Raw genomic sequence first — 25,469 nt, forward strand, 5'->3', positions numbered from 1 at the left:
AAAAACAGACTATGAGTGACGAAACACCCGAGGTCCCGGCTGAGTCTCCGGAAGGCACGGAGCCGGTACTGGAGGGCGACGTGCTGGTGGACCGCGTGGAGCAGGTGGACCTCCAGACGGAGATGCAGCGCTCCTACCTCGACTACGCCATGGCCGTCATCGTCGGCCGTGCGCTGCCGGACGTACGCGACGGGCTGAAGCCTGTCCACCGCCGCGTGCTGTACGCGATGTTCGACGGCGGGTACCGCCCGGACCGCGCCTTCAACAAATGTGCCCGTGTGGTGGGCGAGGTCATGGGCCAGTACCACCCGCACGGCGACACGGCGATTTACGATGCCCTGGTGCGCCTGATCCAGGACTGGACCATGCGCTACCCGCTGGCACTGGGCCAGGGCAACTTCGGCTCACCCGGCAACGACGGCGCCGCGGCCCCGCGGTACACGGAAACCAAGATGGCGCCGCTCGCCATGGAGATGGTTCGGGACATCGACGAGGAGACCGTCGACTTCCAGGACAACTACGACGGCAAGAACCAGGAACCCACCATCCTCCCGGCGCGGTTCCCCAACCTGCTGGTCAACGGGTCCTCGGGCATCGCCGTCGGCATGGCCACCAACATTCCGCCGCACAATCTCCGGGAGGTGGCCGACGGCGTCCAGTGGTACCTGGCCAACCCGACCGCCAGCCGCGAGGAGCTCCTCGAGGAGCTGCTGAAGCGCATCAAGGGACCCGATTTCCCCACCGGCGCCACCATTTTGGGCCACAAGGGCATCGAGGATGCCTACCGCACCGGCCGTGGCTCCATCACCATGCGCGCTGTGGTCAATGTGGAGGAGCTGCAGGGGCGGACCTGCCTCGTCGTCACCGAGCTGCCCTACCAGGCCAACCCGGATAATCTGGCCATCAAGATCGCCGAACTGGTCAAGGACGGAAAAGTCCAGGGCATCGCCGACCTCCGCGATGAGACGTCCGGCCGCACCGGGCAGCGCCTGGTTATCGTCCTCAAGCGCGACGCCGTCGCCAAGGTGGTGCTGAACAACCTCTACAAGCACACCCAGCTGCAGGAGAACTTCGGCGCCAACATGCTGGCGATCGTGGATGGAGTGCCGCGCACTCTCAGCCTCGACGCGTTCATCAGGCACTGGGTCACGCACCAGATGGATGTCATCGCCCGGCGCACGCGCTACCGCCTGCGCAAGGCCGAGGAAGAAGCGCACATCCTGCGTGCCCTCCTCAAGGCATTGGACATGCTGGACGAGGTCATCGCCCTGATCCGCGCCTCGAGCACTACGGAGGCAGCACGCGATGGCCTAATGCAGCTGCTGGAAATCGATGAGATCCAGGCCCGCGCCATCCTCGACATGCAGCTGCGCCGGCTGGCTGCCCTGGAACGACAGAAGATCCAGGACCGGCACACCGAACTCGAAGCCATGATCGCCGAATACAACGCGATTCTCGCCTCGGAGGAACGCCAGCGCTCGATCATCAGCGAGGAACTCGCCGAGATCGTGGCAAAGCACGGGGACGACCGCCGCACGCAGATCCTCATGGGTTACGACGGCGACATGTCCATGGAAGACCTCATTCCTGAAGAGGAAGTGGTGGTCACGATCACCCGCGGCGGCTACGTCAAGCGCACGCGGAGCGACAACTACCGTTCGCAGCAGCGCGGCGGCAAGGGCATCAAGGGTGCCCAGCTGCGCGGCGATGATGTGGTGGAACACTTCTTCGTCACCACCACACACCACTGGCTGCTCTTCTTTACCAACTTCGGACGCGTGTACCGGGCCAAGGCCTACGAACTTGCCGAGGGCGGCCGCGACACCAAGGGTCAGCACGTGGCGAACCTGCTGGCCTTCCAGCCGGACGAGCACATCGCCCAGGTGCTGGACCTGAAGGACTACCAGCACGCGCCGTACCTGGTGCTGGCCACCAAGCGCGGCCTGGTCAAGAAGACCCGGCTGGAGGACTACGACACCAACCGGTCCGCGGGTGTCATCGCCATCAACCTCCGGGATGAGGACGAACTGGTCTCCGCGCAGTTGGTTTCCGAGACGGACGACCTCATGCTGGTCTCCCGCAAGGGGCAGTCGATCCGCTTCACGGCCACCGATGACGCACTCCGGCCCATGGGACGTGCCACGTCCGGCGTGACAGGCATGAAGTTCCGGGAGGACGACGAACTGCTCGCCATGAACGTGGTGGCCGAGGGCTCCTACGTTTTCGTGGTGACCGAAGGCGGCTATGCCAAGCGCACTGCCGTCGAGGAATACCGGCTGCAGGGCCGCGGCGGCCTCGGCATCAAGGTGGCCAAGCTCGCCGAGGAACGCGGGGACCTTGTGGGTGCCCTGGTGGTCCAGGAGGAAGACGAAGTCCTCGTGGTCATGGGCGGCGGCAAGGTTGTCCGCTCATCCGTGGCCGGCGTCCCCGCCAAGGGCCGCGACACGATGGGCGTCATCTTCGCGAAGCCGGACAAGAACGACCGCATCATCGAGGTGGCCCGCAACACTGAACGCGGCCTCGAAGAGGAAGTTGAAGCCAGCGCAGAGCGTGAATCCGAGGCCGACCACACTGATGAACCGAGTGCGTCAGAAATCTTGGCTATCGCTGCCGATGACGTAACGTTGGCTGAAGATGCCGGACCAGACGAGGAAGCCGCAGAGGCGGCTTCAGGACTGGCCGATGAAGCAGAAGGAACGTCCGGCGATGCTGAGGCGAACGAAGACAACACCGGAGGTAACGAGTGAGCAATTCCGACTCATTTCCCAAGCCGAGCACTAATGGTCCCGGCGGGATGCGTCAGCCGGCGTCCGCTCCCCGGGTGAATGCCCCGGTGCGTCCCCAGCAGAGCCCGGCCACGCCGTCGGGCCCTCCGGGACAGCGTCCTGCAGGTGCGGGACAGCGCCCGGCGCCCGCAGGACAGGGCCAGCGGCCGGCTGCGCCGGCACAGCGCCCCGCAGCCCCCGGACAGCGGCCGCAGGCCCCGCAGGGTGCGGCCGGACTGGTCAAGCCGGCTCCGAAGGCCAAGGTGCGCCGTGCCCGGCTTCTGGTCAGCAAGGTTGACCCCTGGTCTGTCCTGAAAATGGCGTTCCTGCTGTCCGTCGCGCTTGGCATCGTCACAGTCGTGGCCGCCATCGTGCTGTGGACCGTGCTGGACCTGACCGGCATCTTCGACCAGGTGGACAGCCTGCTGGGAACCCTCGCCGGTTCCGAGGGCGGCGGCTTCGAACTGAAGAAGGTCGCGTCGTTGGGCCAGGTGGCGTCCTTCGCGACGATCATCGCCGTTGTGAATGTGGTGTTGCTGACTGCCCTGTCCATGCTGTCGGCCGTGCTGTACAACATCTCGGCGACGCTTGTTGGCGGCATCGGCGTGACCCTCACCGACGACTAAAAACCCTGTATTTCCGGGGGAAAACTCCGGTGGAATGCCTCGATTTGAGATCGGGCCGGGATGTGCTGTAAAGTCTTGTCTCGGCCCGATGAGGCATCGGGGCGTATAGCTCAGGCGGTTAGAGCGCTTCGCTGATAACGAAGAGGTCCCAGGTTCAAGTCCTGGTACGCCCACGGAACCTGCACAGGTTCAAGTTGAGGTTTAGGTTGGATTCCATAGGAATCAATCCGGAACGGGGTGCATGTGAAGAAGTTGCTGGTCATTGCAGCTGCAGTCGCAGGCGCCCTCCTCTACAAGAAAAAAGTGCAGGAATCCGAAGCCCGGAAAACAGTCTGGAGCGAATCAACCGACAAGGTTGAGTAGCCCGGATCCCGGTGCGGAGGCTGGTCAGTCAGGCTCCGGAACTAGGGTATGATGGGCGGGTTGCTTCTTATGGGGGCATGGCGCAATTGGTAGCGCACCTGCTTTGCAAGCAGGGGGTTCGGGGTTCGAGTCCCCGTGCCTCCACCATAAGAAAGGTCCCGGTCGGAAACGACCGGGACCTTTTGCTTTGCCTTGGTTTCGGTAGCCTCAACCAACGGTGCGGGTTTCGACAGGCTCGACCAGCGGTGCGCACTACTGTGGAACAGTGAATCTCTTCCTCGCGGCCCTGGGCGTGCTGGGCGTGGCCTCGTCAGGACCGCTCATTGCCGCCACACTCGGCGCCACCACAGTAACGGCCCTCGCCATCGCCTTCTGGCGCAACGCCATCGCGGCAGCCGTCATGGCCACCCCAACGCTGGTCCGGGAACCGCGCCAGTTCGTCCGCATCGGCCGCTATGAGTTCCGCTGGTCGCTCGTGGCGGCCGTGGCTCTGGCTCTCCACTTCGCCTGCTTCATCACGTCCCTGCAGCTGACCTCCGTAGCTGCCGCTACGGCCCTCGTCTGCCTGCAGTCCGCCTGGATCGCCCTCATTCAGCTCTTCCGCGGGGTGCGGCACCGGTGGCAGGTCCTGGTGGGCCTGGGCATCGCCTTCGGCGGCGTCGTGGCCATCACGGGTTTCGATATGGGGACCTCCCCGGACGCCTTCCTGGGCGATCTCCTGGCCATGGCCGGAGGGCTCCTCGCGGGAATCTATACGCTGGCAGGCGGCCGGGCCCGCCAGAGCATGACCACCGGAACGTACACGGCCCTTTGCTACGGCATGTGTGCTGTCCTGGTCGCGGTCCTGGCGATCTTCACCAACCAGCCACTGTCCGGGTTCGACGCCGGCGGTTGGCTCGGGATTCTGGCCATCACCGTGTGCGCCCAGCTCGTGGGGCATACGGCATTCAACCACCTGCTGGCCACCATGAGCCCGCTGCTGGTGTCCATGATCATCCTGCTGGAAATACCGGGAGCGGCGCTGCTGGCTGCCGTGTTCCTGAACGAGACGCTGCCGGCGGGCACCTACGCCGGGCTAGCGCTCATTCTCGTGGGGCTCGCCGTCGTGGTGGCCGGGCAAAGGAGTGGCAAGGCCGGGCGGAACGAGCCGCCGGAGGAACGCCCGCTGGCGGAGCTGGGAGCTGACTGACGACGCCGTGCGATCTGACGGGCGTTACTGGCCGCCGCGCCGGACTGGCTGGCTGGTGTTGACGGTGTGGATGGCGCGCAGGAGCTTGGCCGGGAAATACACGGAGAAGAACACCACCATGGGGGCCTTGAGAGCCATCTTCTTCACGTTGTGTGCTTTGTAGGTGCGGTCGAAGCGCGTCACGTAGTACCGGTAGTCGCGGGGTGAGTCCTCAAGCCGGCGGGCCGACATCCCGGAGACCATCTGCGGCCAGTACTGGACCTTGAGGTCGTGGTCAGCGAGATGCAGGGACAGATCGATGTCCTCGTGCATCTCGTCCCGTTCGTCCCGGCAGCATTCGCTGCGGATGGTTTCCCATGCGGACCGGCGGAGGGCCATGTTGGACCCGAACAGGAAGTGGTACTGGTGCTTGGCCAGCTTCAGCATCAGCTGGCGCATCTTGTCATCCGCTTTGAGGCCGAAACGCCGCATCGGCATGTCGTAATAAACCACGGGGCCGGTGGCAGCTGAGGTGGACAGGTCTTCGAAGGCCTTCTGTACCTGCTCCACCCAGTCAGGTTCCACCACTGAATCGGCATCGATCCGGCCCAGGATGTCCCCGGTCGCGTGGTCCAGGCCAAAGTTTCGGGTGGGGATGAGTCCCTGTTCCCTGTCCTGGCGGAGCAGGATGATGGGACTCTCCGGGTACTCCTGCTGCATCTGCGTGACGATCGACGCCGTGTGGTCCTTGGACATGTTGTCCACCACAATGATCTCGTGCGCCGGAACCGACTGGTATACCGCCGCGATGAGGCACTGCCGGATGACACTTTCCTCGTTGTAGGCCGGGATAACAATCGATACGCGCGGCTCAGTGTCAGTCAAGGCGTCCTCTGCGGATCTATCGGGTGACATCCCCTCAAACTTAGCACCGATGCTTTCCATCACGGCGGCACCGTGCCTGTCAGGCAGAGCGGTGCGCGGATACGCCCGTACAGACGGCAGGAGGGGCCCCGCGGCTGCGGAACCCCTCCTGTTACTGCCCGTGCGGGCAAATGGCTACGACTTGTTGTCTGCGCCGTTCTCGATGTTGGATGCGGTGTTCTTCACCGCGGCCTTGGCATCGGTCGCAACTTCGCCGGCGTCGGAATCCGCGTCGTCAGCAACGTGCTTTGCCTTGTCAGAAGAAGTGTCGGCTTCGTCCTCGGCCGCCAGCGCAAAGGCAGCATCGAGCGGTGTATCGGCGGGTGCGGAAGAAGAGCTGCCAGCCGGTGCGGCCGGAACCGGTGCCGGCGTCTCCGCAGCTGAACCAACACCTGCGGCGGATCCAACCGCCGGGGTGGTGACCTCCGAGGTCGACGGTGCGGGCGTTACGGGCGCTGGGGTCTTCCACGGGTCCTCGACGGGCTTCGAAGCCTTCCACGCCGCAACGCCGGCGGCCACGGCCGCGGCGATTACACCGACAATCAGGAGGCCGCGCTTCTTGGGCTTCTCCGGCTCCACCACCAGCGCCTTGCCGGTCACCCCCCGGCCAGCCTCGCTGGCGGCTGACTTCAGGTGCCCGCCAGCCAGATTCGCCTGCTCCTGGATGGTGTGGATGATGCCGACGTCACCAAGCCGCTGGGCCACCGCGTCAATGCGTGCCGGTGTGCCCTCAAGGGTACGGTGGACCACCTCGGAAGCGGTTCCGATCTGGTCGGAGAACCGGGGAAGGTATTCCACCACCACGCGGTCGCGGGCCTGGGTGATGACGGGCGTTGCCCGGTCCAGGGCCTCGTGCATGCGCGGCGTGGCACCCTCCACGACGTCGTGGATCTTGGGTGCAAGTTGCGCCAGGCCGTCCTGGATCCGGGGCGTCACCGTTGCAACTCCGCCGGCAAGGTTATGGGCCGCCACCTTGAGTCCCTCCTGGATTTTGGGGGAAGCGGTGTCAATGCCTTGCTGCAGGCGCGGAACTGCCCAGTCCACTGCTGCTTCCACGCGGTCTTTGGCGTTCTCTACTGCAGAACTGACCGACAACTCCAGTTCGCGGGCAATACGATCCGATTTCTTCACAACTACCTCCCGATTAATGTGACGGTTCTGTTGTTAGCCTACGTGCACGAATAGCCGGGCTGCTATCGTTCCGGCGGATTCACGGTGGATTTCACCCAGCGCGGAACTGTCTTTTCCGCCCGCGTTCGCGTTGACCCGCCGTGAAAGAATGGCCATATGACTGCCTCAGCAACTGCAAAAGCAACCATCCACACCAGCCTCGGCGACATCGTCGTGAACCTCTTCGGCAACCACGCGCCCAAGACTGTTAAGAACTTCGTCGGACTCGCCACCGGCGAGCAGGCCTGGACCCACCCGGAGACCGGCGAGGACAAGACCGGCACGCCGCTCTATGACGGCACCATCTTCCACCGCATCATCAAGGACTTCATGATCCAGGCCGGCGACCCGCTGGGCCGCGGCACCGGCGGACCGGGCTACCGTTTCGACGACGAGATCCACCCCGAGCTGAGCTTCAGCGCACCGTACAAGCTGGCCATGGCCAACGCCGGAATCCAGATGGGCAAGGGAACCAACGGTTCACAGTTCTTCATCACCACCATCCCCACCGACTGGCTGCAGGGCAAGCACAGCATCTTCGGCGAAGTTGCCGATGAGGAATCCAAGAAGGTTGTGGACGCCATTGAAGGTGTCCGCACTGGCATGGGCGACCGCCCGGTTGAAGATGTGACCATCAACAGCATCGACATCGAGCAGCTCTAGCCACATGAGCTACGGAACTCCGGCGGCGGAGCCGTCAGCGCAGGCACCGGTGTGCCCCCGGCACCCGGACCGGCCCTCGTATGTCAGCTGCCAGCGTTGCGGGCGGCCGGCATGCCCCGAGTGCCAGCGCGCGGCCGCCGTCGGATTCCAATGCGTTGACTGCGTCAACGAAGCAAAGCGTACGACGCCGACCGCCCGGACCGTCTACGGCGGCGCCGTTGCGTCCGGCAAGCCTGTAGTAACGTTCGCGATTATCGCAGCGTGTGCACTCCTGTTTCTTCTGCAGTGGGTGCTTCCCGGAAACGCGGTGTTCCGGACCCTCGCTTACGCGTCGGTTTACGCAACGCCTGAGTACGGGGTGTTCCAGCCATGGCGAATGCTTACCTCCGCTTTTCTGCACTCCCAGGGCTTCCTGCTCCACATCGTCCTGAACATGTACACGCTGTGGATTTTCGGCCAGGCGCTGGAACCGCTGCTGGGGCGGATCCGCTTCCTTGCTGTCTACCTGCTGTCTGCCATCGGCGGGTCGGTGGGATACCTGCTTATGACACCGATCCTGCCCGAGGGCGGCCCTGTGGGCCTGGTCGGTGCTTCCGGCGCGATCTTCGGACTGTTCGGTGCCATGCTCGTGGTGCAGCGGCACCGCGGCGGGGAGACAAGACAGCTCTGGGTGCTCATCGCCATCAACGGCGTCATCGGCTTCATGGTGCCGCAGATCGCCTGGCAGGCCCATCTGGGCGGGTTCATCACCGGCGCCCTATGCGCCGCGGTCATTGCCTACGCCCCGCGCGGCCCGCGGCGCAACATCCTGCAAGCCGGAGGGCTGGCGCTCGTTCTGGCCCTGTTGGCCGTGGCTTCCTGGTACCGCGTGCTCGTAGTGTCCTGACAACTTCTTACGGCCTTCTGGTAGGGCCCTCCCCCTAATGCCCCTGCTTTCCGAAGCGGGGGCATTTCTCTGTCCACTGACCGCGGCTGCGAACGCACACCGCTCGGTGGGTTTTCCACAGGAGTTATCCACACTGTTAGTAACTTACACGGTTGTAAGTCAAGGGCCAGCCCCCGGGGAGAGCGGGCTACAGGGCCACGTCCGATCATTTTTCACGCTTCAGTCCACACCTGTGGATAACTCTGACGCCTGCCCTTGTGGTTAAGTGGACAACTTTGCCCAAATTTTGCCTTCTCGGGGTGTCCTTGGCATAAGGAGGCACATCAGAGTTGCTGAGAGGGATTAACAGGCGCCCTTTCAACAGGGTTATTCACACTGTTAATAACTCACCGGGGTGTCTGTCCGTGGTTCACGAGCCCCACAACGCCTACATTCTGGCGTTTGCGCATCCACTACCCACAAGTTTTCCCCACCTGTGGATAAGTTGTGGGTAGTCGCCTGTTGCTAAGTGGATAACCCGGCCGAGTGCGCGCGCAGCGCGTACGTGTAGTCTCTGACTCACAGCCACGGGGGATGAACCCGTGCGACCCCTAGGAGCAATGACTTGACTACCCACAGCCACCTCTTCCTGGACAAGCACCACCCCGCGGCCTGGCGGGCGTTGAACGGGCTCGGATTGAAGGCCAAGGAAGCGGTGCTTGAAGCGGGCCTCGATGAAAGGCTCATCGAACTGCTCAACGTCCGGACATCGCAGATCAACGGCTGCGCGTATTGCCTCGACATGCACGTCGCCGATGCGGTCAAGGGCGGTGAATCCACGCAGCGCCTGGCCGTCCTGCCAGCCTGGCGGGACACCGCGGTGTTTGCGGACCACGAGCGTGCGGCGCTGGCCTTGGCCGAGAGCATCACGGTTCTCCCAGACGCCCGCACGCGCGAGCTGGAGGATGCGTACGCGCGGGAGCACCTCACCGACGAGCAGTACTCAGCAGTGAGCTGGCTGGCCATCGCGATGAACGCCTTCAACCGCGTCTCCATCACGAGCCAGCATCCTGTCCGGCCTCAGGAGGGCTGAACGCCGGGGTTTTCCACAGTCATTTCCACAACTGTTAATAACTTCGGAAATGCAAGTTTGGCTTTCCGGACGCGGCTATCCGGGCGCGCAGTGCCTTGGCGGCAGACTGCAGTCGGCGAAGTTATCAACACTGTGGATATCTTTACCAACATGTGTGGACCGGCGGGCGCAGGGCGTCGCCGCGGGGCCCGCAGCGGTCCAACACCTGCAGCGGTTCAACGCCCGGCAGCGGTCAGGCCCAGACGCCTGAGGTTCCCCTGCGGTGGCTGTCCACCAGATGTGTGTCCACCATGCCAATGGCTTCCATTAGGGCGAACATGGTGGTGGGCCCCACGAAGGCGAAGCCCTTCTTCCGCAACGCCTTGGAGAGGGCGATGGACTCAGGGGACGTCGTGGGCACGTCGGCGTATGTGGCGGGGGCAGGGGTCGAGGTCGGCTGGAACGTCCAGACGAAGTCAACGAGGCCGCCTTCGTCCCGCAGCGCTATGGTGGCCCGGGCATTGGTGATGGCGGCACGGATCTTGAGGCGGTTTCGCACGATGCCGGGGTCCTGAAGGAGGCGCTCGACATCGGCCTCGGTGAAGGCGGCCACGGTTTCGGGGTGGAAGTCGTCAAAGGCCGCACGGAAGGCGGGGCGTTTGCGCAGGATCGTGGCCCAAGACAGGCCCGCCTGGAAAGCTTCGAGGCTGATGCGCTCGTACAGGCCCTGCTCGTCCCGGACGGGCAGGCCCCACTCAGTGTCGTAATACTCGCGCAGAAGGGGATCCGTGGAAGCCCACAGCGGACGGGCCAGGCCATCCTCGCCGATGATGATGCCGTCTGGGGTCATGGGCGTCAGTTCAGGAGCGCCAGCGCGTGGTCATCAGGAAGCCGACGATTGCGATGCCAAACCCGGCCAGAATGTTCCAGGACTCCCATGCCTGCACAGGCAGCTGGCCCTCGCTGATGTAGAAGGTAATGATCCAGAGCAGCCCGATGATCATTAGCCCGAACATGACAGGCTTGAACCAGACAGGGTTCGGCTTGTAGGCCTCGGTGGAAACGGGCTCGGCCGGGCGGGCAGTCTTCTTACGTGGCTTTGACTCGGGCACATGTCCTCCTTGGCTGCTGAATCAAGAGGAGGGACCGGGGCTTGATATCCTGCTGTAAGGGGATTGCCGGCGGTCTGCACACTCTTGGTCAGGTCTGAAGTCTTACTAGCAGCCAATTCTAGCTGTAGTTCAGTCCGCGCCGGTGCCCCAACCGCCTTGGAGGAGATCGCGTGGTACTGCAGGAGAAGGTGATGGCAACCGCCAAGCCGGCAACCGGCGTCGTAATCCTGCGGAAGGCCGTCCAAATCTTCGGTGAGTTGCTCATCACCGCCGGAATAGTGCTGCTCCTGTTTGTCGCGTGGCAGCTTTGGTGGACCAACGTGGAGTCCGATGCCAAGCAAACCGCCGCGGTCAAGGACTTTGCCAGGGACCTGGGTGGTCCGGTGGCCGCCGCGCCCACACCTGCTGCGACGGGCGGTACGGCTGCTTCCGGCCCGAAGGACTACGGAACGCCGGTGGTGGGAGAAGCCCCCGGGCACGGCGGAACCATCGGGATCATGTACATTCCACGGTTTGGCGAGAACTACACCCGGCCCATTGTCGAGGGCACCAGCGGCGACGTCCTGGACACTCTGGGCCTCGGCCACTACGGCAACACGTCCATGCCCGGCGCCGTGGGTAATTTTGCCGTGGCAGGCCACCGGCAGACGCACGGCGCCGTGCTGGACAATATCCACACGCTGGTTCCAGGGGACAAGATCTATGTCCAGACACGGGATGGTTACTACGTCTATGTGTTCCGCAACAACCGCATTGTTCTGCCGAGCGAAGCCGATGTCCTCCTCCCGGTGCCCAACCAGCCCGGGGTGCGCCCCACTGAAAGGCTTCTCACCATGACCAGCTGCAATCCCCGCTTCGGCTCCGAGGAACGGATCATCGCTTATTCGGTGCTGGACCGCTGGCAGCCGGCGTCGGCGGGGCCGCCCGCCGAGATCGCAGCCCAGGTAGCGCGGGCACGGGGGGAAGGCTAGGCATGTACGGCTGGATTTTCCGTCACCTTCCCGGCCCGCTCTGGCTCCGCGTCCTCACGTCGATACTGTTGGCTGCCGGCGCCGTGTTCCTGATGGCCGAGTTCCTTTTCCCCTGGATGTCCCAGTTCACCCAATTCACCGACTCAACGATTGGTGCGCCAAGAAACCCATGAGCACAGCAAAGATTCTCGTCGTGGACAACTACGACAGCTTCGTCTACACCCTGGTGGGCTACCTCCAGGAGCTGGGCGCAGAGACAACTGTGGTTCGCAACGATGATGTGACCATCGCCGAGGCGATCGAAATGGCAGAAGCGCGCGACGGCGTACTCATCTCGCCCGGCCCGGGCTCGCCGTCCGAAGCGGGGGTCTGCATCGAGCTGATCCGCTGGTGCGGGGAGAAGACGAAGCCGATGTTTGGCGTCTGCCTCGGGCACCAGGCCCTTGCGGAAGCGTATGGCGGAACGGTGACCCATGCCCCGGAGCTCATGCACGGCAAGACCTCCCTGGTCCAGCACGAAGGGGCCAGCGTTTTTGCCGGCCTGCCCTCCCCCGTGACGGCCACGCGCTACCATTCCCTGGCTGCCGTCCGGAACACGATTCCGGAGATCCTGGAGATCACGGCGGAAACCGCCAGCGGCGTCATCATGGGCCTGCAGCACCGCACCGCGCCGCTGTGCGGTGTCCAGTTCCATCCCGAGTCCGTGCTGACCGAGGGCGGCTACCAGATGCTGGGCAACTGGCTCGAGTCGCTCGGCATGAAGGGTGCGGCCGAACGGGCAGCCAAGCTCAGCCCCCTGATCCAGCACTAGCGGAGGGCCCTACTTGCCCTTCGTGGGGCTAGGCGTAGGCGTCGGCGTTGCCGTCGGGGTGGGTGCGGGCGCCGGGGCCTTGGCTACCGTAACGGTGATGGCCTTGCCCTGCTCCACGAGCGAGTTGACCGGATCGCTCTGACCGGTCACCTTGCCCGGCTGGACCTGTGAGTTCTCCACCTCACTGATGACGGCAACCAGGCCGATCTCCTTGAGCGCAGCCTCGGCCTCGGCGCGGTTCATGCCGCGAAGCTCCGGCATGGCCACCTTGCCTGTGGACAGCAGGATCTCAACGGTGCTCCCTACCGCCACCTGTTGGCCCGGCGCCGGCTTGGTGGTGATCACCAGGCCCGCCGGAACAGTGGCGCTGTTGGTCATAGTGGTGGACGGCGCGCCCACCAGCCCCGCCTGCCGCAGGATGTCGCGGGCCGCCGCCTCCGTCCGTCCCGGCAGCGTCTCCGGGATCTTGACGGCACTGGGGCCCGCCGAAATGTTCAGGACAATTTCCGAGTTCGGTTCCAGCGACGATCCCGCCGGCGGAGCGGTGCCAATGGCGGTGCCCTTCGCGATCGAGTCGTTCTGCACCCGCTTGATCTGCGGCCGCAGCTTCGCGTCGTAGAGCGCCTGCAGCGCCTCTGATTCGGAGAGCTTCTCCACCGCGGGAATCGCGACGCGCACCGGTTCGGGAGGCGGCTGGTTGAAGAAGTTGTAGAACCACAGGCCGCCGCCGGCCAGCACCAGGAGTGTGAAGATCACGAATGTCGTGATCCAGGCCCGACGGCGGGACTTCTGTAAGCCCGATCGCTCCCGTTCGCGGGGCAGGCCCAGCGGAAGTTCATCGTGCTCGGCCGTCTCGTAAACCGCCGCGGCCTCGGTCGGCAGCACTGACGCATCATCGTCCGTGTCCCGGCTACGGCGCAGGCGGCCAGCGGGAGCGTCGTCGAGGAAGCTGGCTCCGGTCATGGAAAACGCTTCGGTGGCCGGCGTGCGGTGCGGCTCAGGAATGTCATTAGGGTCCGTCGGCGCTTCGCTTGCCGACAATGTAGGAACGGGGATCCCGTTCCTGGCGGCCCGCAGCGCACGGCGGAAGGCCGCCGCGTCCTGGAAACGGTCAGCACGGTTCTTCTGCAGCGCCTTTTCCAGCACGCTGTCCAGCGCTCCGGAGACCTCCGGATTGAAGTTGCTGGGTGGTTCCGGCTTCTCGCGGACATGCTGGTAGGCCACGGAGACGGGGCTTTCACCAACGAAGGGCGGACGGCCGGTCAGCGTTTCGTACAGCAGGCAGCCTGCCGAGTACAGATCGCTGCGGGCATCCACTGCCTCCCCGCGCGCCTGCTCCGGAGACAGGTACTGGGCGGTGCCCACCACCGCTTGGGTCTGGGTCATGGTCGCGGAGGAATCGGCCACCGCGCGGGCAATGCCGAAGTCCATCACCTTGACCATGTCCGAGTTGGCGCAGTACATCACATTCGCCGGTTTGATGTCCCGGTGCACGATTCCGGCCTTGTGGCTGTATTCGAGTGCAGACAGGACACCCAGTGTGTACTCCACCGCCTGGTCAATGGTGATGTCCCTGGCCCTGATCAGGTCCCGGAGCGTCTTGCCTGCCACGAACTCCATGACGATGTAGGGAACGCGGACCTGGTCATGCGCGTCGCCCGGTACCGTGTGTTCGCCCGTGTCGTAGATGGCCACGATCGACGGATGGTTCAGGGCCGCGACGGCTTGGGCCTCACGTTTAAACCTGGCCTGGAACTGGGGGTCACGGGCCAGGTCGGGGCGGAGCAGCTTGATGGCAACCGTCCGGCCCAGCCGGGTATCCAGGCCACGGTGCACATCGGCCATGCCCCCGCGGCCGATGAGTTCGCCAAGTTCATAGCGCCCGTTCAGGACGCGCTGACTGGTCACCGGGATGTTGTCTTCCCGGTGTGACGGCGTTCGCGGCGTGGTCACGGCTTATGGTCCGCTGGGCGAGCCGCTTGGAGTCGGCGTGGATGAAGGCGTGGATGAGGGAGTAGGGATCGGAGCTTCGGACAGGTGGTAAGTCACGACAGTGCCTGCGTCGACCTCCCGGCCGCTTTCGGGCTCGGAACGGACGAAGGTTCCGGCGTCCTGGCCGGAATCGCCGGGCACGTCGGCACCCTTTTGCCAGCGCAGACCGGCCTTCTCGATGGCTGACTGGACTTCGGACTCGCTGCTGCCCGTGCTGATGTCCGGGACGGCGATCTTCTTCGGTCCCTTGGAATAGGTGACCTTTACGGTGTCGCCGGCCTGCAGCGGGCCGGACGGGTTGAGGTCCGTGACCGTGCCGGGTGTAGCGGGGTTGAAGACTTCATCGCCGTCGACCTTGAGCCCGAGCGCGATCAGTTCGGTGCGGACCTCGCTGTACTGCTTACCGAGGTACGCGTCCGGAATGACGTTGATGGCCTCAGGAGTGGACTGCGTCGGGGTCGGTGTGGGCGTCGGCTTCTCCGACGTCTGGGTAGGCGTTGGCGTGGAACTGGTGGTCACGCTGCGGCTGGGTGTGCTCGACGTGGTGGCGGCAGGGCTCTGGCCCGGGAACAGGAAGCCGGCCTGGCTCAGGAGGATACCGGCGACGGCAAACAACACCAGCAGGATCAGGGCGATCAACGGCCAGGTCCACGGGCTGCGCTTCCGCCGCTCGGGCTCATCGGCGGGTTCGCCGTCGTACGGTGCCGCGTACTGATCCTCTTCCTGGTCCCAACTGCGCTCGGCGGCCAGGGCATCGGCACGCGACAGCGTGCTTCCCGCCCGCGTGGGCGCGGCATCTGAGGGGTTCCCGGCGGCCGCAGCAGCGGCTCCGCCGGCGGCAGCGCCAGCGGCTGCCGCGCCGAGCACGGGCAGCGCGGAGGTGGCCGCCGTCGGGCTTTTCTCCGAGCCGATCACGCCGGTTGGTGCCGTGGCGATATTGACCGGGGCCGTCATGGCGCCGGTGCCCCCTTCGTACAGGAGCATGCCGGGGACAGCGGCGTGGGCTGCCGCGATGTCACCGTTGCGGATGGCCTCCGCTGCCTCGGCCAGTTTGATGGCATTGGCCGGACGGTTCTTCGGATCCTTGGCCAGCATGGACATCAGGAGGGCACGGACCGGCTTGGGCAGCGACTCCGGCAGGGGCGGCGGCGCGTCGTTGACCTGGGCCAGGGCGATGGCGATCTGGGATTCGCCGGAGAACGGCCGGTGCCCCGTGAGGCACTCGTAACCGATGACGCCGAGTGAATAGATGTCCGAGGCGCCGGTGGCGGTCTGGCCGGTGGCTTGTTCGGGGGCGAGGTACTGGGCGGTGCCCATGACCTGGCCGGTCTGGGTCAGCGGCACCTGGTCCGCCAGGCGCGCGATGCCGAAGTCGGTGACCTTGACCCGACCGTCCGGGGTGATGAGCAGGTTTCCGGGCTTGATGTCACGGTGCACCAGGCCCTGGGCGTGGGCCACGGACAGGGCCCGCGCAGTCTGCGCCATGATGGACAGCGTACGGTCCGGTGAGAGCACCTGCTCGTGCTCGATGATGCTGCTCAGCGGCTGGCCGGGGACCAGCTCCATCACAAGGTAGGCGGAGCCTTCCTCCTCGCCGTAGTCGAAGACGTTGGCGATGCCGACGTGGTTGAGGAGCGCGGTGTGGCGGGCTTCCGCGCGGAACCGCTGGAGGAAGCCGGGGTCGCCCGTGTACTCCTCTTTGAGCACCTTGATGGCCACGATCCGGCCCAGGATCTGGTCTTTGGCCTTCCAGACTTCACCCATGCCGCCGATCGCAATACGCGTGGTCAACTGGAATCTGCCGCCGAGGGTGATTCCCGATGTAGGCCTCACTTATTCAACACCGCCTCAAAAATTCTCTTTGCGTTCGGACTGGTTAGCTGTGCTCCGGCGGTGATGTCCACGCCCTGCATGACGACGGTGACGGACACTTGCGGATCGTTAGCCGGGGCGAACCCCGTAAACCAAGAGTTGTTCAGGCCGTCCCCGAGCTCGGCGGTGCCGGTCTTGCCGGCGACCTCGACGCCGGGGACGGCGGCGCCGGAGCCGATGCCCTCGCTGACCACGCTGGTCATCCATTCGGTGATCTGTCCGGCGATTTCCGGCGTCGTGGAGGTCCGCAAAGCCACCGGCTTTGGTTGGTCGATCACGCGGAGGTCCGGGGAACGTACGGCCTTGATCAGGTTTGGCGCCATCTGCACTCCGCTGTTGGCAATGGCGGAGGTCATCAGCGCGATCTGGAGCGGCGTCGCACGGACGTCGCGCTGGCCGATGGCGGACTGCGCGAGTCCGGCCGCATCGAGGTCCGAGGGGAAGATGCTGGGGGCGTAGTCCAGCTTGAGCTGGTCGCCGAGGTCTGAATTGAAGCCGAACTTGCTGGCCTGCTCAGCGATCGCCTTTTCCCCGAGATCCCGGGCAATACTGGCGAAGGGCGTGTTGCAGGACTGCTGCAGCGCGAACGCGAAGCTCGCTGTGTTCCGGGTGTAGCAGTTGCCGCCGGCGTAGTTGGGCAGCTGGTACTGGATGCCCGGGAAGCTCATTTGGGCCGGGTTGGGCAGCACGCTGTCGGCGTTGTACTTGCCGGAGTTCAGGGCTGCTGCCGTGTCCACCAGCTTGAAAACGGAGCCCGGTGCCAGCAGGGCGCCCGTGGGGCCGCTGACCGAGGGGTTCAGATTGACGCCCGGGACCTTGATGGCCGCGTTGTAGGCAGCCTGTTCCTTGGCCACGTCCTGGGTGGCGATGAGGTTGGGATCGTAGGAGGGCTTGCTGACCATGGCCAGGATGTTGCCCGTCTTGGGATCGGTGACGACGATCGACCCCCGCTGGCCGTCCGGGATGAGGTCGTAAGCCAGCTTCTGGATCTTGGGGTCAATGGTCAGCTCGACGGATGCGCCCTTGGGCTGGTTGCCCAGGAAGAGTTGTCCGATCCGGTCGAAGAAGAGCTGGTCCGAGCTTCCGGCCAGCTGGGCATCCATGGCGCTTTCGAGGCCGGTGACCCCGTAGCTCCGGGAAAAGTATCCGGTCAGCCCGGCATACAGCTCGGGCTGGTTGTACCGGCGCTGGAACTTGCAGGATTCATTGCCCGGGACGGATTCGGCGATGGCGGAGCCACCCACGAGGATCGCTCCCCGGTCATTGCAGTAGTTCTGCAGTATGGCTCGCCGGTTCCACGGATTGGCTTTGAGCTCGTCCGCGCCCACCACCTGGACGTAGCTGATCGCACCGAAAATCAGGGCGAACATGGCGATCGCGGCGATCCATGAATGTCGAATGGCCTGGTTCACAGGTGTTTCACCGCCTCGGTGGGAGCGTCTGGGAGAGTCTGGGTGGTGTTCCGGTCCTGCCGGCTTCCTGCGGCTGTCACCGGAGCCGGCTTCTGTGCCTCAGGTGTGCGGCCGGGCTGCATCGGTGAGGTGTCCACCGGGCCACGGGCCGTGTGCGAGATCATCAGCAGCAGGCCAACGATGATCCAGTTGGCCAGCAACGAGGAGCCACCAGCGGCCAGGAACGGCGTGGTGAGGCCGGTCAGAGGAATCAGCCGCGTGACGCCGCCGATCACCACGAAGCACTGCAGCGCCACCGCGAAGGACAGGCCGCAGGCGAGGAGCTTGCCGAAGGCGTCGCGGGTGCCGAGGGCCGCACGGAAACCGCGGGTGAAGAGCAGCAGGTACATCATCACAATGGCGAAGAGGCCGATCAGGCCCAGTTCCTCGCCAAAGGAGGCGATGATCATATCGCTGTTGGCGAACGGCACCAGGTTGGGCCTGCCCTGCCCGAGGCCGGTGCCCACGAGTCCGCCGCTGGCCATGCCGAACAGGCCTTCCACGATCTGGCCGCTGCCGCCGGGGGACCGCCCGAAGACTTCCTCGGTGAAGGCATTGAGCCAGCTGTCGATGCGCAGGGCAACGTGTGAGAAGACCTTGGATGCCACAAAGCCGCCGCCGAGGATCAGGGTGAGGCCGATGACCACCCAGCTGATGCGGCTGGTGGCCACGTAGATCATCACAATGAACAGGCCGAAGAACAGCACGGATGATCCGAGGTCGCGCTGGAAGATCAGCACGCCGATGCTTACGAGCCAGGCCGTGATCATCGGTCCCATGTCCTTGAACCGGGGGAACTGCATGGGCCCGATCTTGCGGCCGGCCAGCATGATGAGGTCGCGGTTTGAGGAAAGATATCCGGCAAAGAATATGGCGAGGGTGATCTTGGCGACCTCACCTGGCTGGAAAGTCATCGGACCGAGGCGAATCCACACCCGGGCGCCGAGGATTTCGCCGGCGGAGATTCCGGGGACCAACGGAAGTATCAGGAGCAGTGCGCTGACGGCCAAGGAAATGTAGGTGAAGCGGCGCAGGACACGGTGATCCTTGAGGAACCAGATAACGGCGATGGCAACGGCCATGGCGATGACGGTCCAGCGCAGCTGGTTGTTGCCGGTGTCGTCGCCCGGAGCGTCGAGGCGGTGGATCATCGCCAAGCCGAGGCCGTTCAGGGCAACAACCAGCGGAAGCATTACCGGATCGGCATACTTAGCCCGGAGCCGGAGGACCACATGGAACACCAGGGACGCAGCGGCGAGCAGGCTGGACTGGAACCAGAAGTCGGTGTCCAGAGAGGTCTGTTCGTCAATGCTGATCAGTGCGTTGGCGCCGATGCTGACCGACAGTGCGAGCACGAGCAGCAGCAGTTCCACGTTGCGCCGGGGTTTGGGCATTGTGTCGGCGTGGCTCATTGGCCCCCCTCACAGGTTGCGGTTGGGGTGGGTGCGGCCGAGGCTCCGGCTGTTGCGGTTGGCGATGCCGTCGGCTTGGCAGTTGTGGTCGCCTTCGGTGACGTGACCGTCGGCTTGGGCGTGGCGGAGGCCTTCGCCGTGGCTGATGCCGTAGCCCGCGCCGAGGCGGTGGCCGTCGGAGACGGCGTCAGGCATTCATCCGAGGGCGCGGTGCTTCCCGTGCGCTCAAGGTTCTTGACGATCCGCTGGGCATCGTACAAATCGCGCGCGGGGACCGTCTGGCGGACCCGCTGCTGCGAGAACTGGGGCAGTGATTCCATCCGGATGTCCGTGACCGCTTCCAGGGTAGAGAGCTGGATGGGGCCGAGGCGCTGGGAGACGCCGTTGAAGATGGCCACCCGCTGGTCGAATTCACCGATGTAGTAGCGCGTCTGGGTCCAGGCGTAACCGAGCCAGAGCCCGACGGCGAGAACCAGGAGTGCCGCGCCCGCAATTCCCAGGGTGAGCCAGCGGCGTGGACCCCTCATGGGCGTGAATTCCTCGGCTTCTTCGCGGGCATGGTCCGACTTGTGTGTCAGGACGGTTGCCGCGCGGCGCGCGACGGTGCGGCCGGCAATGGTGGGGATGGAACCGGTCTCGGCAGCAGCGACGGCTGCGCCGACGAGGATGTGGGGCCGGGAGGACAGCTCCTCGCGCAGTACCTCCGCGGACAGATGCTCGCCTAAGTGCGGATCGGTGCTGGTAGCCGGTTCGTTCGGCGGCGTCGTGCCGGCACCCTCGTCTGTCGCGTCGGGCGCGGAAGTCCGGTCGGGGCCGGAGCCGTCGGATGTGGGTATTGCGGCTGGCGGGGCGGAAGAATCCGTGGATCCAGGCTTCGATTCCGTTGGCCCCGGATCGCCTGGTTCGGAAACCGGGGCGGCGGATGGCTCGGCCGGGGCCGCAGCCTTTGTCCCGGTAATCGCTTCCGGTTGTTCGGCGTCAGGGACGATGTCGACGGCGGCCGTGCTGACGTCGTCGGGCGTTTCCTCCACGATTTCCACCATGACAACGGTGACGTTGTCCGGCGCGCCCGCCTCGAGGGTGAGGTCAACGAGCGTCTCGACGCATTCGCTCAGATTCGGCGTTTCCCGCACCGTGCGCTCCACGACGTGGCCGGCGACGTAATTTAGACCGTCGGAGCAGAGCAGCCAGCGTTCTCCGGGCTGCACCTCGATGGTGGCGAGGTCCAGTTCGGGGCTCGCATCGACGTCACCGAGGACGCGCATCAGGACGTTCTTGTGCGGATGGGTTTCCGCTTCTTCGGGGCGCAACCGGCCCTCGTCGATGAGGCGCTGGACGAAGGTGTGGTCAATGCTGATCTGCTCGAACTCGCCGTCGCGCAGGCGGTACGCACGGGAGTCGCCGATGTGGGCGAAATGGAGCTTGCCCTCAGCCAGCAGCAGGGCAGTCACGGTGGTGCCCATGCCCGCCAGCTTGGGATTGATGTGAACGAGTTCCGAGAGCAGCGAATTGGCGGTCTGGATCTCGTCGGCCAGCACGGTGCCCGCGTCGTCATCGTAATCGTCGGTGTCAAGGTGGATCATGTCCAGGACCGTGGCGGCGGAAGCAACGTCGCCGCCGGCGTGGCCTCCCATGCCGTCCGCCACGACGGCGAGGTGCCGGCCCACGTAAGCGGAGTCGTCGTTCTTGGCGCGGATGCGGCCGACGTCAGATCGCGCTGCATAGCGCAGGATCAGGGGCCGGGGCGAGGCTGGCACCTCGCCTGCGGGCATGTCCGGAGCGGCCATGGCTACGGCCTCAATTCAATGACCGTCTTGCCGATTCTCACGGGTACACCAAGGTCCACGGGCAGGGCCCTGGTGAGCTGCTGTTCGGCCAGATAGGTGCCGTTGGTGGAGCCGAGGTCCTCGATGAACCACCGGCTTCCCTGTGGAAAGAGCCGGGCGTGCCTGCCGGAAGCGTAGTCGTCCTCAAGAACCAGTGTGGCCTCCTGCGCGCGCCCCAGCAGGATGGGGCTGGCAGCCAATGGGACCGTGCGGCCCTTGAGTGGGCCTTCGGTGACCACCAGCTGGCGGGCATGCTGCTTGGCGGGAGCGGGCGCCGGCTCTGCCAGTTCGGGGTTCTTCCGCACCTGCCTGGCCGTGGGGGCGCCCGTGGCGGCCTTGCGGCCGATCATGAGGTCGCGGCGCATGGCTGAGACGATGCTGAAGATGAGTACCCAGAGAAGAAGCAGGAATCCAAAGCGCAGGGCGGTTATGGTCAGTTCGCTCATGGGCGGCCGCCGCTGTTGGCGGGCAGGAGGCGGAAGATAATTTTGGTCCGTCCCATCGTGATGGTGGAGCCGTCGGTGAGTTCGATGCTGCCGGCCACTTTGTGTCCGTTGACGTAGCTGCCGTTGGTGGAGCCCAGATCGACGGCGGTGGTGGTGCCGCTGTGGGTCTGGATTTCCAGATGCCGGCGGGAGACTCCGGTGTCGTCCACCAGGATGTCAGCCTCTGATGAACGGCCCAGGACGACTGAGGGCGCATTGAGTGAATACCGCTGGCCGTCGATGTCCAGGACGGGCTGCAGCCGGACTGGCTGGCGGTTTGGCGCTGCCGGGACGTTTGCCCGCGGGGCGGCCGGCGCTGAACCGGAGGACTTTTCGGTTTTTGACGTGATCTCGAAGTCGCCGGCCCGGTGGGATTCGTCCCGGCGGAACGAGATGCGGACCGGGCCCTGCAGCGTGTATCCCTGGCTGCGGACGTGGTTAATAACGACGTCGCAGAGTTCCTCGGCCAGTGGGGTTCCCCATTCCTGGGCGCGCTGAAAATCCTCGTCACTCAGGAGCACATCGAAGACGTTGGGCACCAAGGTGCGTCCGGCAGCGATGGTGATGGCCTTATGGTCCACTTCCCGGCGCAGGCGGCTCGCGATTTCCACGGGCTCAACCTGGGCTTTGGAGCCGGTGGAGAAGACGCCGCGGACCGCCTTTTCAATGCCGCGTTCGACTTTGTCCAGCAAACCCATGGTCCTCTCCTTTCCTTGCTGCTGAGGGACAGTACGTCCCGAGGAACTCATTCTGGCAATGCAGTCACAACAAAACACCGTGCCCGCCGGAAGCGGGCCCTTATGTATCCGATACTACTTGCCACGTCTGGGAATGACCTTAATCCACAACGCGCCGGGTACCCGATTCGTTCACTTCTCCCCGGTGGTTGTGGGCGCGATCACAGGCTGGAATCTGCGCACAGCGGACGCCTTGATGGCCTCGCAACGGCCGACTGTGCCGGCGCAGATCGTGGCTGCAGGGCGGCCGAAAGCCCCGATTAGGAATTTGCGGTGAGTGTCCGTTATGCTTGATCTCGCTGCTTTTACGAGGTTGCAAGCTGGATTCCGGCTGGGCCAAGTGGAAGAAGTTGCGCGCGAGTGGCGGAACGGCAGACGCGCTGGCTTCAGGTGCCAGTGTCCGAAAGGGCGTGGGGGTTCAAATCCCCCCTCGCGCACGCATCAGAACCCCGGGAAATCGATGATTTCCCGGGGTTCTTTCTTGTTTGAGGGACTGTGTAGCCCTGAGCCCGCTACCCCAAAACGCCGCTGGGCGGGTGCCGGAATCCCGACACCCGCCCAAAGCTTCATTCGAACGGCCCCGTCCCACCAATGCGGGATGATCAATGAGTGTTGCTGCACTACTTCGCCGTAGACGGCTCCAGCGGTGTTGCGACGGCGGCCGGTGCCTTCTCGGCGACCTCGGAGACGGGCTTCCGCTCCTTGAGGAAGTACACCAGGATGGCAGCCACCGTTGACGCCGCGGCCAGGGCGAAGAGGCCGGGAACCACGCTGCCGGTCTGCTCCTTGATGATGCCGAATCCGAACGGTGCCACGAAACCGCCGAGGTTGCCCAGCGAGTTGATGATGGCAATTGCGGGGGCCAGGACCAGCGGGTGCAGAGCGGACTGGGGGATGGTCCAGAACAGCGGCGACGCGCTCTTGAAGCCCATGGCAGCGACGGCGAGGAACACCAGGGCAAGGACCGGGGAAGCAACGGCTGCGGCGAGGGTGCCGACGGCGGCCACAAGGAGTGCGGCGACCAGCAGCGGGCGCTTGGACTTTGCCTTGTCCTGCCACTTGGCGGCGAAGTACATGGCGAAGACGGCACACACCCACGGGATAGAGGAGAGGAAGCCGACGCTGAGGTCCGTGGTGCCGGGAATCTGCTTGACGATGGTCGGCAGCCAGAACGTGTTCGCGTAGATAGAGAGCTGCACCGAGAAGTAGATGCCGCACAGCAGGAGAATCTGAGGGTTCAGGAGCATCTTCCAGCGGTTGACCTTGCCGCCGTCAGCCTCGGCGTGCTGGGCGTCCTCGTGGGCGATCTCTGCGTTCAGAGCCGACTTTTCGCCGGCCGTCAGCCACTTGGCATCCTGGACCTTGGCGTCGAGGAAGAAGAATACGATGATGCCGACGGCGACGGAGAGCACGCCTTCAAAGCCGAACAGCCACTGCCAGCCGCGCAGGCCCAGGACGTCGTGCAGGCTCAGGAGCAGGCCTGCGATGGGGCCCGACAGGGCGGCTGCCACCGACGATCCGGCGATGAAGACGGCAGTCGCCTTGCCCCGCTGGCCAGCGGGGACCCAGCGGGCGAAGTAGAAGATGACGGCCGGGAAGAAGCCGGCTTCGGCAGCGCCAAGCAGGAACCGCAAGACGTAGAACATCATCTCGTTCTGCACAAAAGTCATCAGGAAGGACACGATGCCCCAGCTGACCATGATCCGGGTCAGCCAGATCTTGGCGCCGTACTTTTCCATCATCACGTTGCTGGGAAGCTCGAAAATGGCATAGGCGATGAAGAACAGCCCGGCGCCGAAGCCGTAGGCTGCGGCGCCGATGCCGACGTCAGCCTGCAGATGGTCCTGGGCGTAGCCGATGTTGGACCTGTTCAACTGGTTGCACACGAGCATGACCAGCATGATGGGCAGCACGCGCCGGAAAAACTTCTTCATGGCCGAAGCCAGATCCGTGACAGCGGTGTCTACAGACTGCATGGGGGAATCCTCTTTGATAGATCAGCAAGATCACGCTGCGGGGGTTACGTGGGCAGCCCGTTGTGGTCCTCGCCACAGCACGCGTTAACTGTAAACAGTCGGTTTCATGCCCGTCCAACACACATATTGCATGGCGTGATACCCGCAGGGAACTACTGCGGCATCCTCGCTGATCACAGCACCGCCGTCAGGACGCTGCCGGTGCTGATGTATGAACGCAGGTTCGCGAGGGTCAGTACGGCCATATCGGCCCGAGTCTCGTGGGTGCCGCTCCCCAGGTGGGGTAGGAGGACGACGTTGTCGAGGCTGAGGAGGTCCTCTGGAACCTTCGGCTCGTCCGCGAAGACATCCAGCCCTGCGCCAGCCAGCCGGCCGGCCAGAAGGGCAGCCACGAGGGCTTCCTCATCCACGACGGAGCCCCTGGCGATGTTGATCAAGTAGCCCTCGGGTCCCAGTGCGTGGATGACGTCGGCGCCCACCAGCTTGGCTGAGCCTGGACCTCCCGCGGCAGCCACGATCAGCACATCGCAGCCGGCGGCCAGCTCAACGGGGGAAGCCGCATACGGGTATGCGACGTCGTCCAACGGATTGCGGCTGTGGTAGCTGATGTCGCAGTCGAAGCCTTCCAGCCGGCGTGCGATGACCCGTCCGATTCGGCCCAGACCCAGGATCCCCACTTTCCTGCCGCTGGCCTTGGTGGCCAGCGGGAAGTTGCCCTTCGCGAGCCAGTCGCCGCGGCGGACGTAGCGGTCAGCCGTGCTGACTTTGCGCAGCACGTCCAGATAAAGGGCGACGGCGATATCCGCCACGCAGTCATTGAGGACATCTGGCGTGTTGCTGACGGTGATGCCGCGTTCGGCAGCCTGGGCAACGTCTGTGGTGTCATAGCCGACGCCGAAATTGATGACGGCGCGCAGGTTGGGCAGAGCGCTCATCAGGTCCGCCCCGACGCCGAACTTCCCGGACGTCACGACGACTTCGAAGGCCCGGCCGTGCACCCGCAGGAACTCCTCCTGCCCGGCGGGGTCATCGGGGAGCCGGACGGCTCCATATTCTTCCGTGATTGATTCTTGGACGGTTGGCATGAGGGGTCCGACCTGCAGGACGGCGATGCTCTTCATATCTGCACCCTAAGGATTTCGATTCATACAGGTCCAACATGTAAATGGCATGGATCGATGCCCGGAGTGAATTGATACGCCCTCGCC

The 25,469-nt window shown here is 64.7% G+C and carries 22 protein-coding genes and 3 tRNA genes; 12 read left to right on the plus strand and 13 right to left on the minus strand.

Annotated features, from left to right (window positions below; translation table 11 throughout):
* Positions 1-11 precede the first annotated feature (11 nt).
* The 6 genes from gyrA (at position 12) to G9E11_RS12850 (ending at position 4,943) form a co-directional block, all read left to right on the plus strand.
* Positions 12-2,747: a DNA gyrase subunit A gene (gyrA, locus tag G9E11_RS12830; protein ID WP_190606300.1), complete on the plus strand. Its 2,736-nt coding sequence runs from the start codon at positions 12-14 to the stop codon at positions 2,745-2,747.
* A complete protein-coding gene (locus G9E11_RS12835; RefSeq protein WP_190606302.1) occupies positions 2,744-3,391 on the plus strand; it encodes a DUF3566 domain-containing protein in 648 nt (215 codons plus the stop codon). Before gyrA ends, G9E11_RS12835 begins: the two co-directional genes overlap by 4 nt.
* Before the next feature lie 99 nt (positions 3,392-3,490).
* Positions 3,491-3,564 (plus strand) — tRNA-Ile (locus G9E11_RS12840).
* A 70-nt stretch (positions 3,565-3,634) separates the two neighbouring features.
* Positions 3,635-3,754: a DLW-39 family protein gene (locus G9E11_RS20875; RefSeq protein ID WP_223256960.1), complete on the plus strand. Its 120-nt coding sequence runs from the start codon at positions 3,635-3,637 to the stop codon at positions 3,752-3,754.
* 71 nt (positions 3,755-3,825) lie between these two features.
* Positions 3,826-3,901, plus strand: a tRNA-Ala gene (locus tag G9E11_RS12845).
* Between the two features lie 118 nt (positions 3,902-4,019).
* Positions 4,020-4,943: a DMT family transporter gene (locus G9E11_RS12850; protein ID WP_190606303.1), complete on the plus strand. Its 924-nt coding sequence runs from the start codon at positions 4,020-4,022 to the stop codon at positions 4,941-4,943.
* A 24-nt stretch (positions 4,944-4,967) separates the two neighbouring features.
* Here G9E11_RS12850 and G9E11_RS12855 read toward each other — a convergent pair whose 3' ends face one another.
* Together G9E11_RS12855 and G9E11_RS12860 are read right to left on the minus strand one after the other, a co-directional pair.
* On the minus strand, positions 4,968-5,837 hold the full coding sequence (locus G9E11_RS12855; protein WP_190606305.1) for a glycosyltransferase family 2 protein: 870 nt from the start codon (positions 5,835-5,837) through the stop codon (positions 4,968-4,970).
* 144 nt (positions 5,838-5,981) lie between these two features.
* Positions 5,982-6,977, minus strand: a complete 996-nt coding sequence (locus tag G9E11_RS12860) for a hypothetical protein (protein ID WP_190606308.1) — start codon at positions 6,975-6,977, stop codon at positions 5,982-5,984.
* Between the two features lie 156 nt (positions 6,978-7,133).
* On the opposite strand from G9E11_RS12860, the gene G9E11_RS12865 reads away from it, so the two are divergent.
* The 3 genes from G9E11_RS12865 (at position 7,134) to G9E11_RS12875 (ending at position 9,637) form a co-directional block, all read left to right on the plus strand.
* Positions 7,134-7,679 carry a peptidylprolyl isomerase gene (locus G9E11_RS12865; protein ID WP_102972601.1) on the plus strand — a complete coding sequence of 182 codons (546 nt, stop codon included), beginning with the start codon at positions 7,134-7,136 and terminating at the stop codon, positions 7,677-7,679.
* 4 nt (positions 7,680-7,683) lie between these two features.
* Positions 7,684-8,565, plus strand: coding sequence for a rhomboid family intramembrane serine protease (locus G9E11_RS12870; RefSeq protein ID WP_190606310.1), 882 nt, complete (start codon positions 7,684-7,686; stop codon positions 8,563-8,565).
* 604 nt (positions 8,566-9,169) lie between these two features.
* Positions 9,170-9,637: a carboxymuconolactone decarboxylase family protein gene (locus tag G9E11_RS12875; protein WP_190606312.1), complete on the plus strand. Its 468-nt coding sequence runs from the start codon at positions 9,170-9,172 to the stop codon at positions 9,635-9,637.
* Between the two features lie 232 nt (positions 9,638-9,869).
* Here G9E11_RS12875 and G9E11_RS12880 read toward each other — a convergent pair whose 3' ends face one another.
* Positions 9,870-10,466: a DNA-3-methyladenine glycosylase I gene (locus G9E11_RS12880; RefSeq protein WP_190606314.1), complete on the minus strand. Its 597-nt coding sequence runs from the start codon at positions 10,464-10,466 to the stop codon at positions 9,870-9,872.
* Between the two features lie 10 nt (positions 10,467-10,476).
* On the minus strand, positions 10,477-10,728 hold the full coding sequence (locus tag G9E11_RS12885; RefSeq protein ID WP_102972605.1) for a cell division protein CrgA: 252 nt from the start codon (positions 10,726-10,728) through the stop codon (positions 10,477-10,479).
* Positions 10,729-10,898: 170 nt separating this feature from the next.
* Between G9E11_RS12885 and G9E11_RS12890 the strand changes: the two genes are divergently transcribed.
* Both G9E11_RS12890 and G9E11_RS12895 read left to right on the plus strand, forming a co-directional pair.
* Positions 10,899-11,699: a class E sortase gene (locus G9E11_RS12890; RefSeq protein WP_311764364.1), complete on the plus strand. Its 801-nt coding sequence runs from the start codon at positions 10,899-10,901 to the stop codon at positions 11,697-11,699.
* Positions 11,700-11,868: 169 nt separating this feature from the next.
* Entirely contained in the window at positions 11,869-12,510 is a 642-nt protein-coding gene (locus tag G9E11_RS12895; RefSeq protein WP_190606316.1) for an aminodeoxychorismate/anthranilate synthase component II, read from the plus strand.
* 9 nt (positions 12,511-12,519) lie between these two features.
* Here G9E11_RS12895 and pknB read toward each other — a convergent pair whose 3' ends face one another.
* Genes pknB through G9E11_RS12930 form a run of 7 tightly spaced genes read right to left on the minus strand, consistent with a single transcriptional unit; the run spans position 12,520 to position 22,246 of the window.
* Positions 12,520-14,463, minus strand: coding sequence for a Stk1 family PASTA domain-containing Ser/Thr kinase (gene pknB / locus G9E11_RS12900; protein ID WP_190606318.1), 1,944 nt, complete (start codon positions 14,461-14,463; stop codon positions 12,520-12,522).
* A gap of 3 nt (positions 14,464-14,466) precedes the next feature.
* Positions 14,467-16,335 carry a protein kinase domain-containing protein gene (locus tag G9E11_RS12905; RefSeq protein ID WP_190606320.1) on the minus strand — a complete coding sequence of 623 codons (1,869 nt, stop codon included), beginning with the start codon at positions 16,333-16,335 and terminating at the stop codon, positions 14,467-14,469.
* Positions 16,332-17,786, minus strand: a complete 1,455-nt coding sequence (locus tag G9E11_RS12910) for a peptidoglycan D,D-transpeptidase FtsI family protein (RefSeq protein ID WP_190606322.1) — start codon at positions 17,784-17,786, stop codon at positions 16,332-16,334. The genes G9E11_RS12905 and G9E11_RS12910 overlap by 4 nt, the downstream gene beginning before the upstream one ends.
* Complete coding sequence (locus G9E11_RS12915; RefSeq protein ID WP_190606324.1) at positions 17,783-19,237, minus strand: FtsW/RodA/SpoVE family cell cycle protein; 1,455 nt, start codon at positions 19,235-19,237, stop codon at positions 17,783-17,785. The genes G9E11_RS12910 and G9E11_RS12915 overlap by 4 nt, the downstream gene beginning before the upstream one ends.
* Complete coding sequence (locus G9E11_RS12920; protein ID WP_190606326.1) at positions 19,234-21,024, minus strand: PP2C family protein-serine/threonine phosphatase; 1,791 nt, start codon at positions 21,022-21,024, stop codon at positions 19,234-19,236. Before G9E11_RS12920 ends, G9E11_RS12915 begins: the two co-directional genes overlap by 4 nt.
* A gap of 2 nt (positions 21,025-21,026) precedes the next feature.
* Positions 21,027-21,509 (minus strand): FHA domain-containing protein FhaB/FipA, encoded by a 483-nt coding sequence (locus G9E11_RS12925; protein WP_190606328.1) that lies wholly within the window; start codon positions 21,507-21,509, stop codon positions 21,027-21,029.
* Entirely contained in the window at positions 21,506-22,246 is a 741-nt protein-coding gene (locus tag G9E11_RS12930; RefSeq protein WP_190606330.1) for an FhaA domain-containing protein, read from the minus strand. Before G9E11_RS12930 ends, G9E11_RS12925 begins: the two co-directional genes overlap by 4 nt.
* A gap of 393 nt (positions 22,247-22,639) precedes the next feature.
* On the opposite strand from G9E11_RS12930, the gene G9E11_RS12935 reads away from it, so the two are divergent.
* Positions 22,640-22,722, plus strand: a tRNA-Leu gene (locus tag G9E11_RS12935).
* Between the two features lie 183 nt (positions 22,723-22,905).
* Here the strand turns inward: G9E11_RS12935 and G9E11_RS12940 are convergent.
* The gene (locus G9E11_RS12940) at positions 22,906-24,261 is read right to left on the minus strand and encodes an MFS transporter (RefSeq protein ID WP_190606332.1); all 1,356 of its coding nucleotides are present in this window, start codon (positions 24,259-24,261) and stop codon (positions 22,906-22,908) included.
* A gap of 173 nt (positions 24,262-24,434) precedes the next feature.
* Positions 24,435-25,382, minus strand: coding sequence for a 2-hydroxyacid dehydrogenase (locus tag G9E11_RS12945; RefSeq protein ID WP_190606334.1), 948 nt, complete (start codon positions 25,380-25,382; stop codon positions 24,435-24,437).
* Between the last annotated feature and the right edge of the window lie 87 nt (positions 25,383-25,469).

The sequence above is a fragment of the Arthrobacter ipis genome, from assembly GCF_014694315.1.
GTDB lineage: Bacteria > Actinomycetota > Actinomycetes > Actinomycetales > Micrococcaceae > Arthrobacter > Arthrobacter ipis.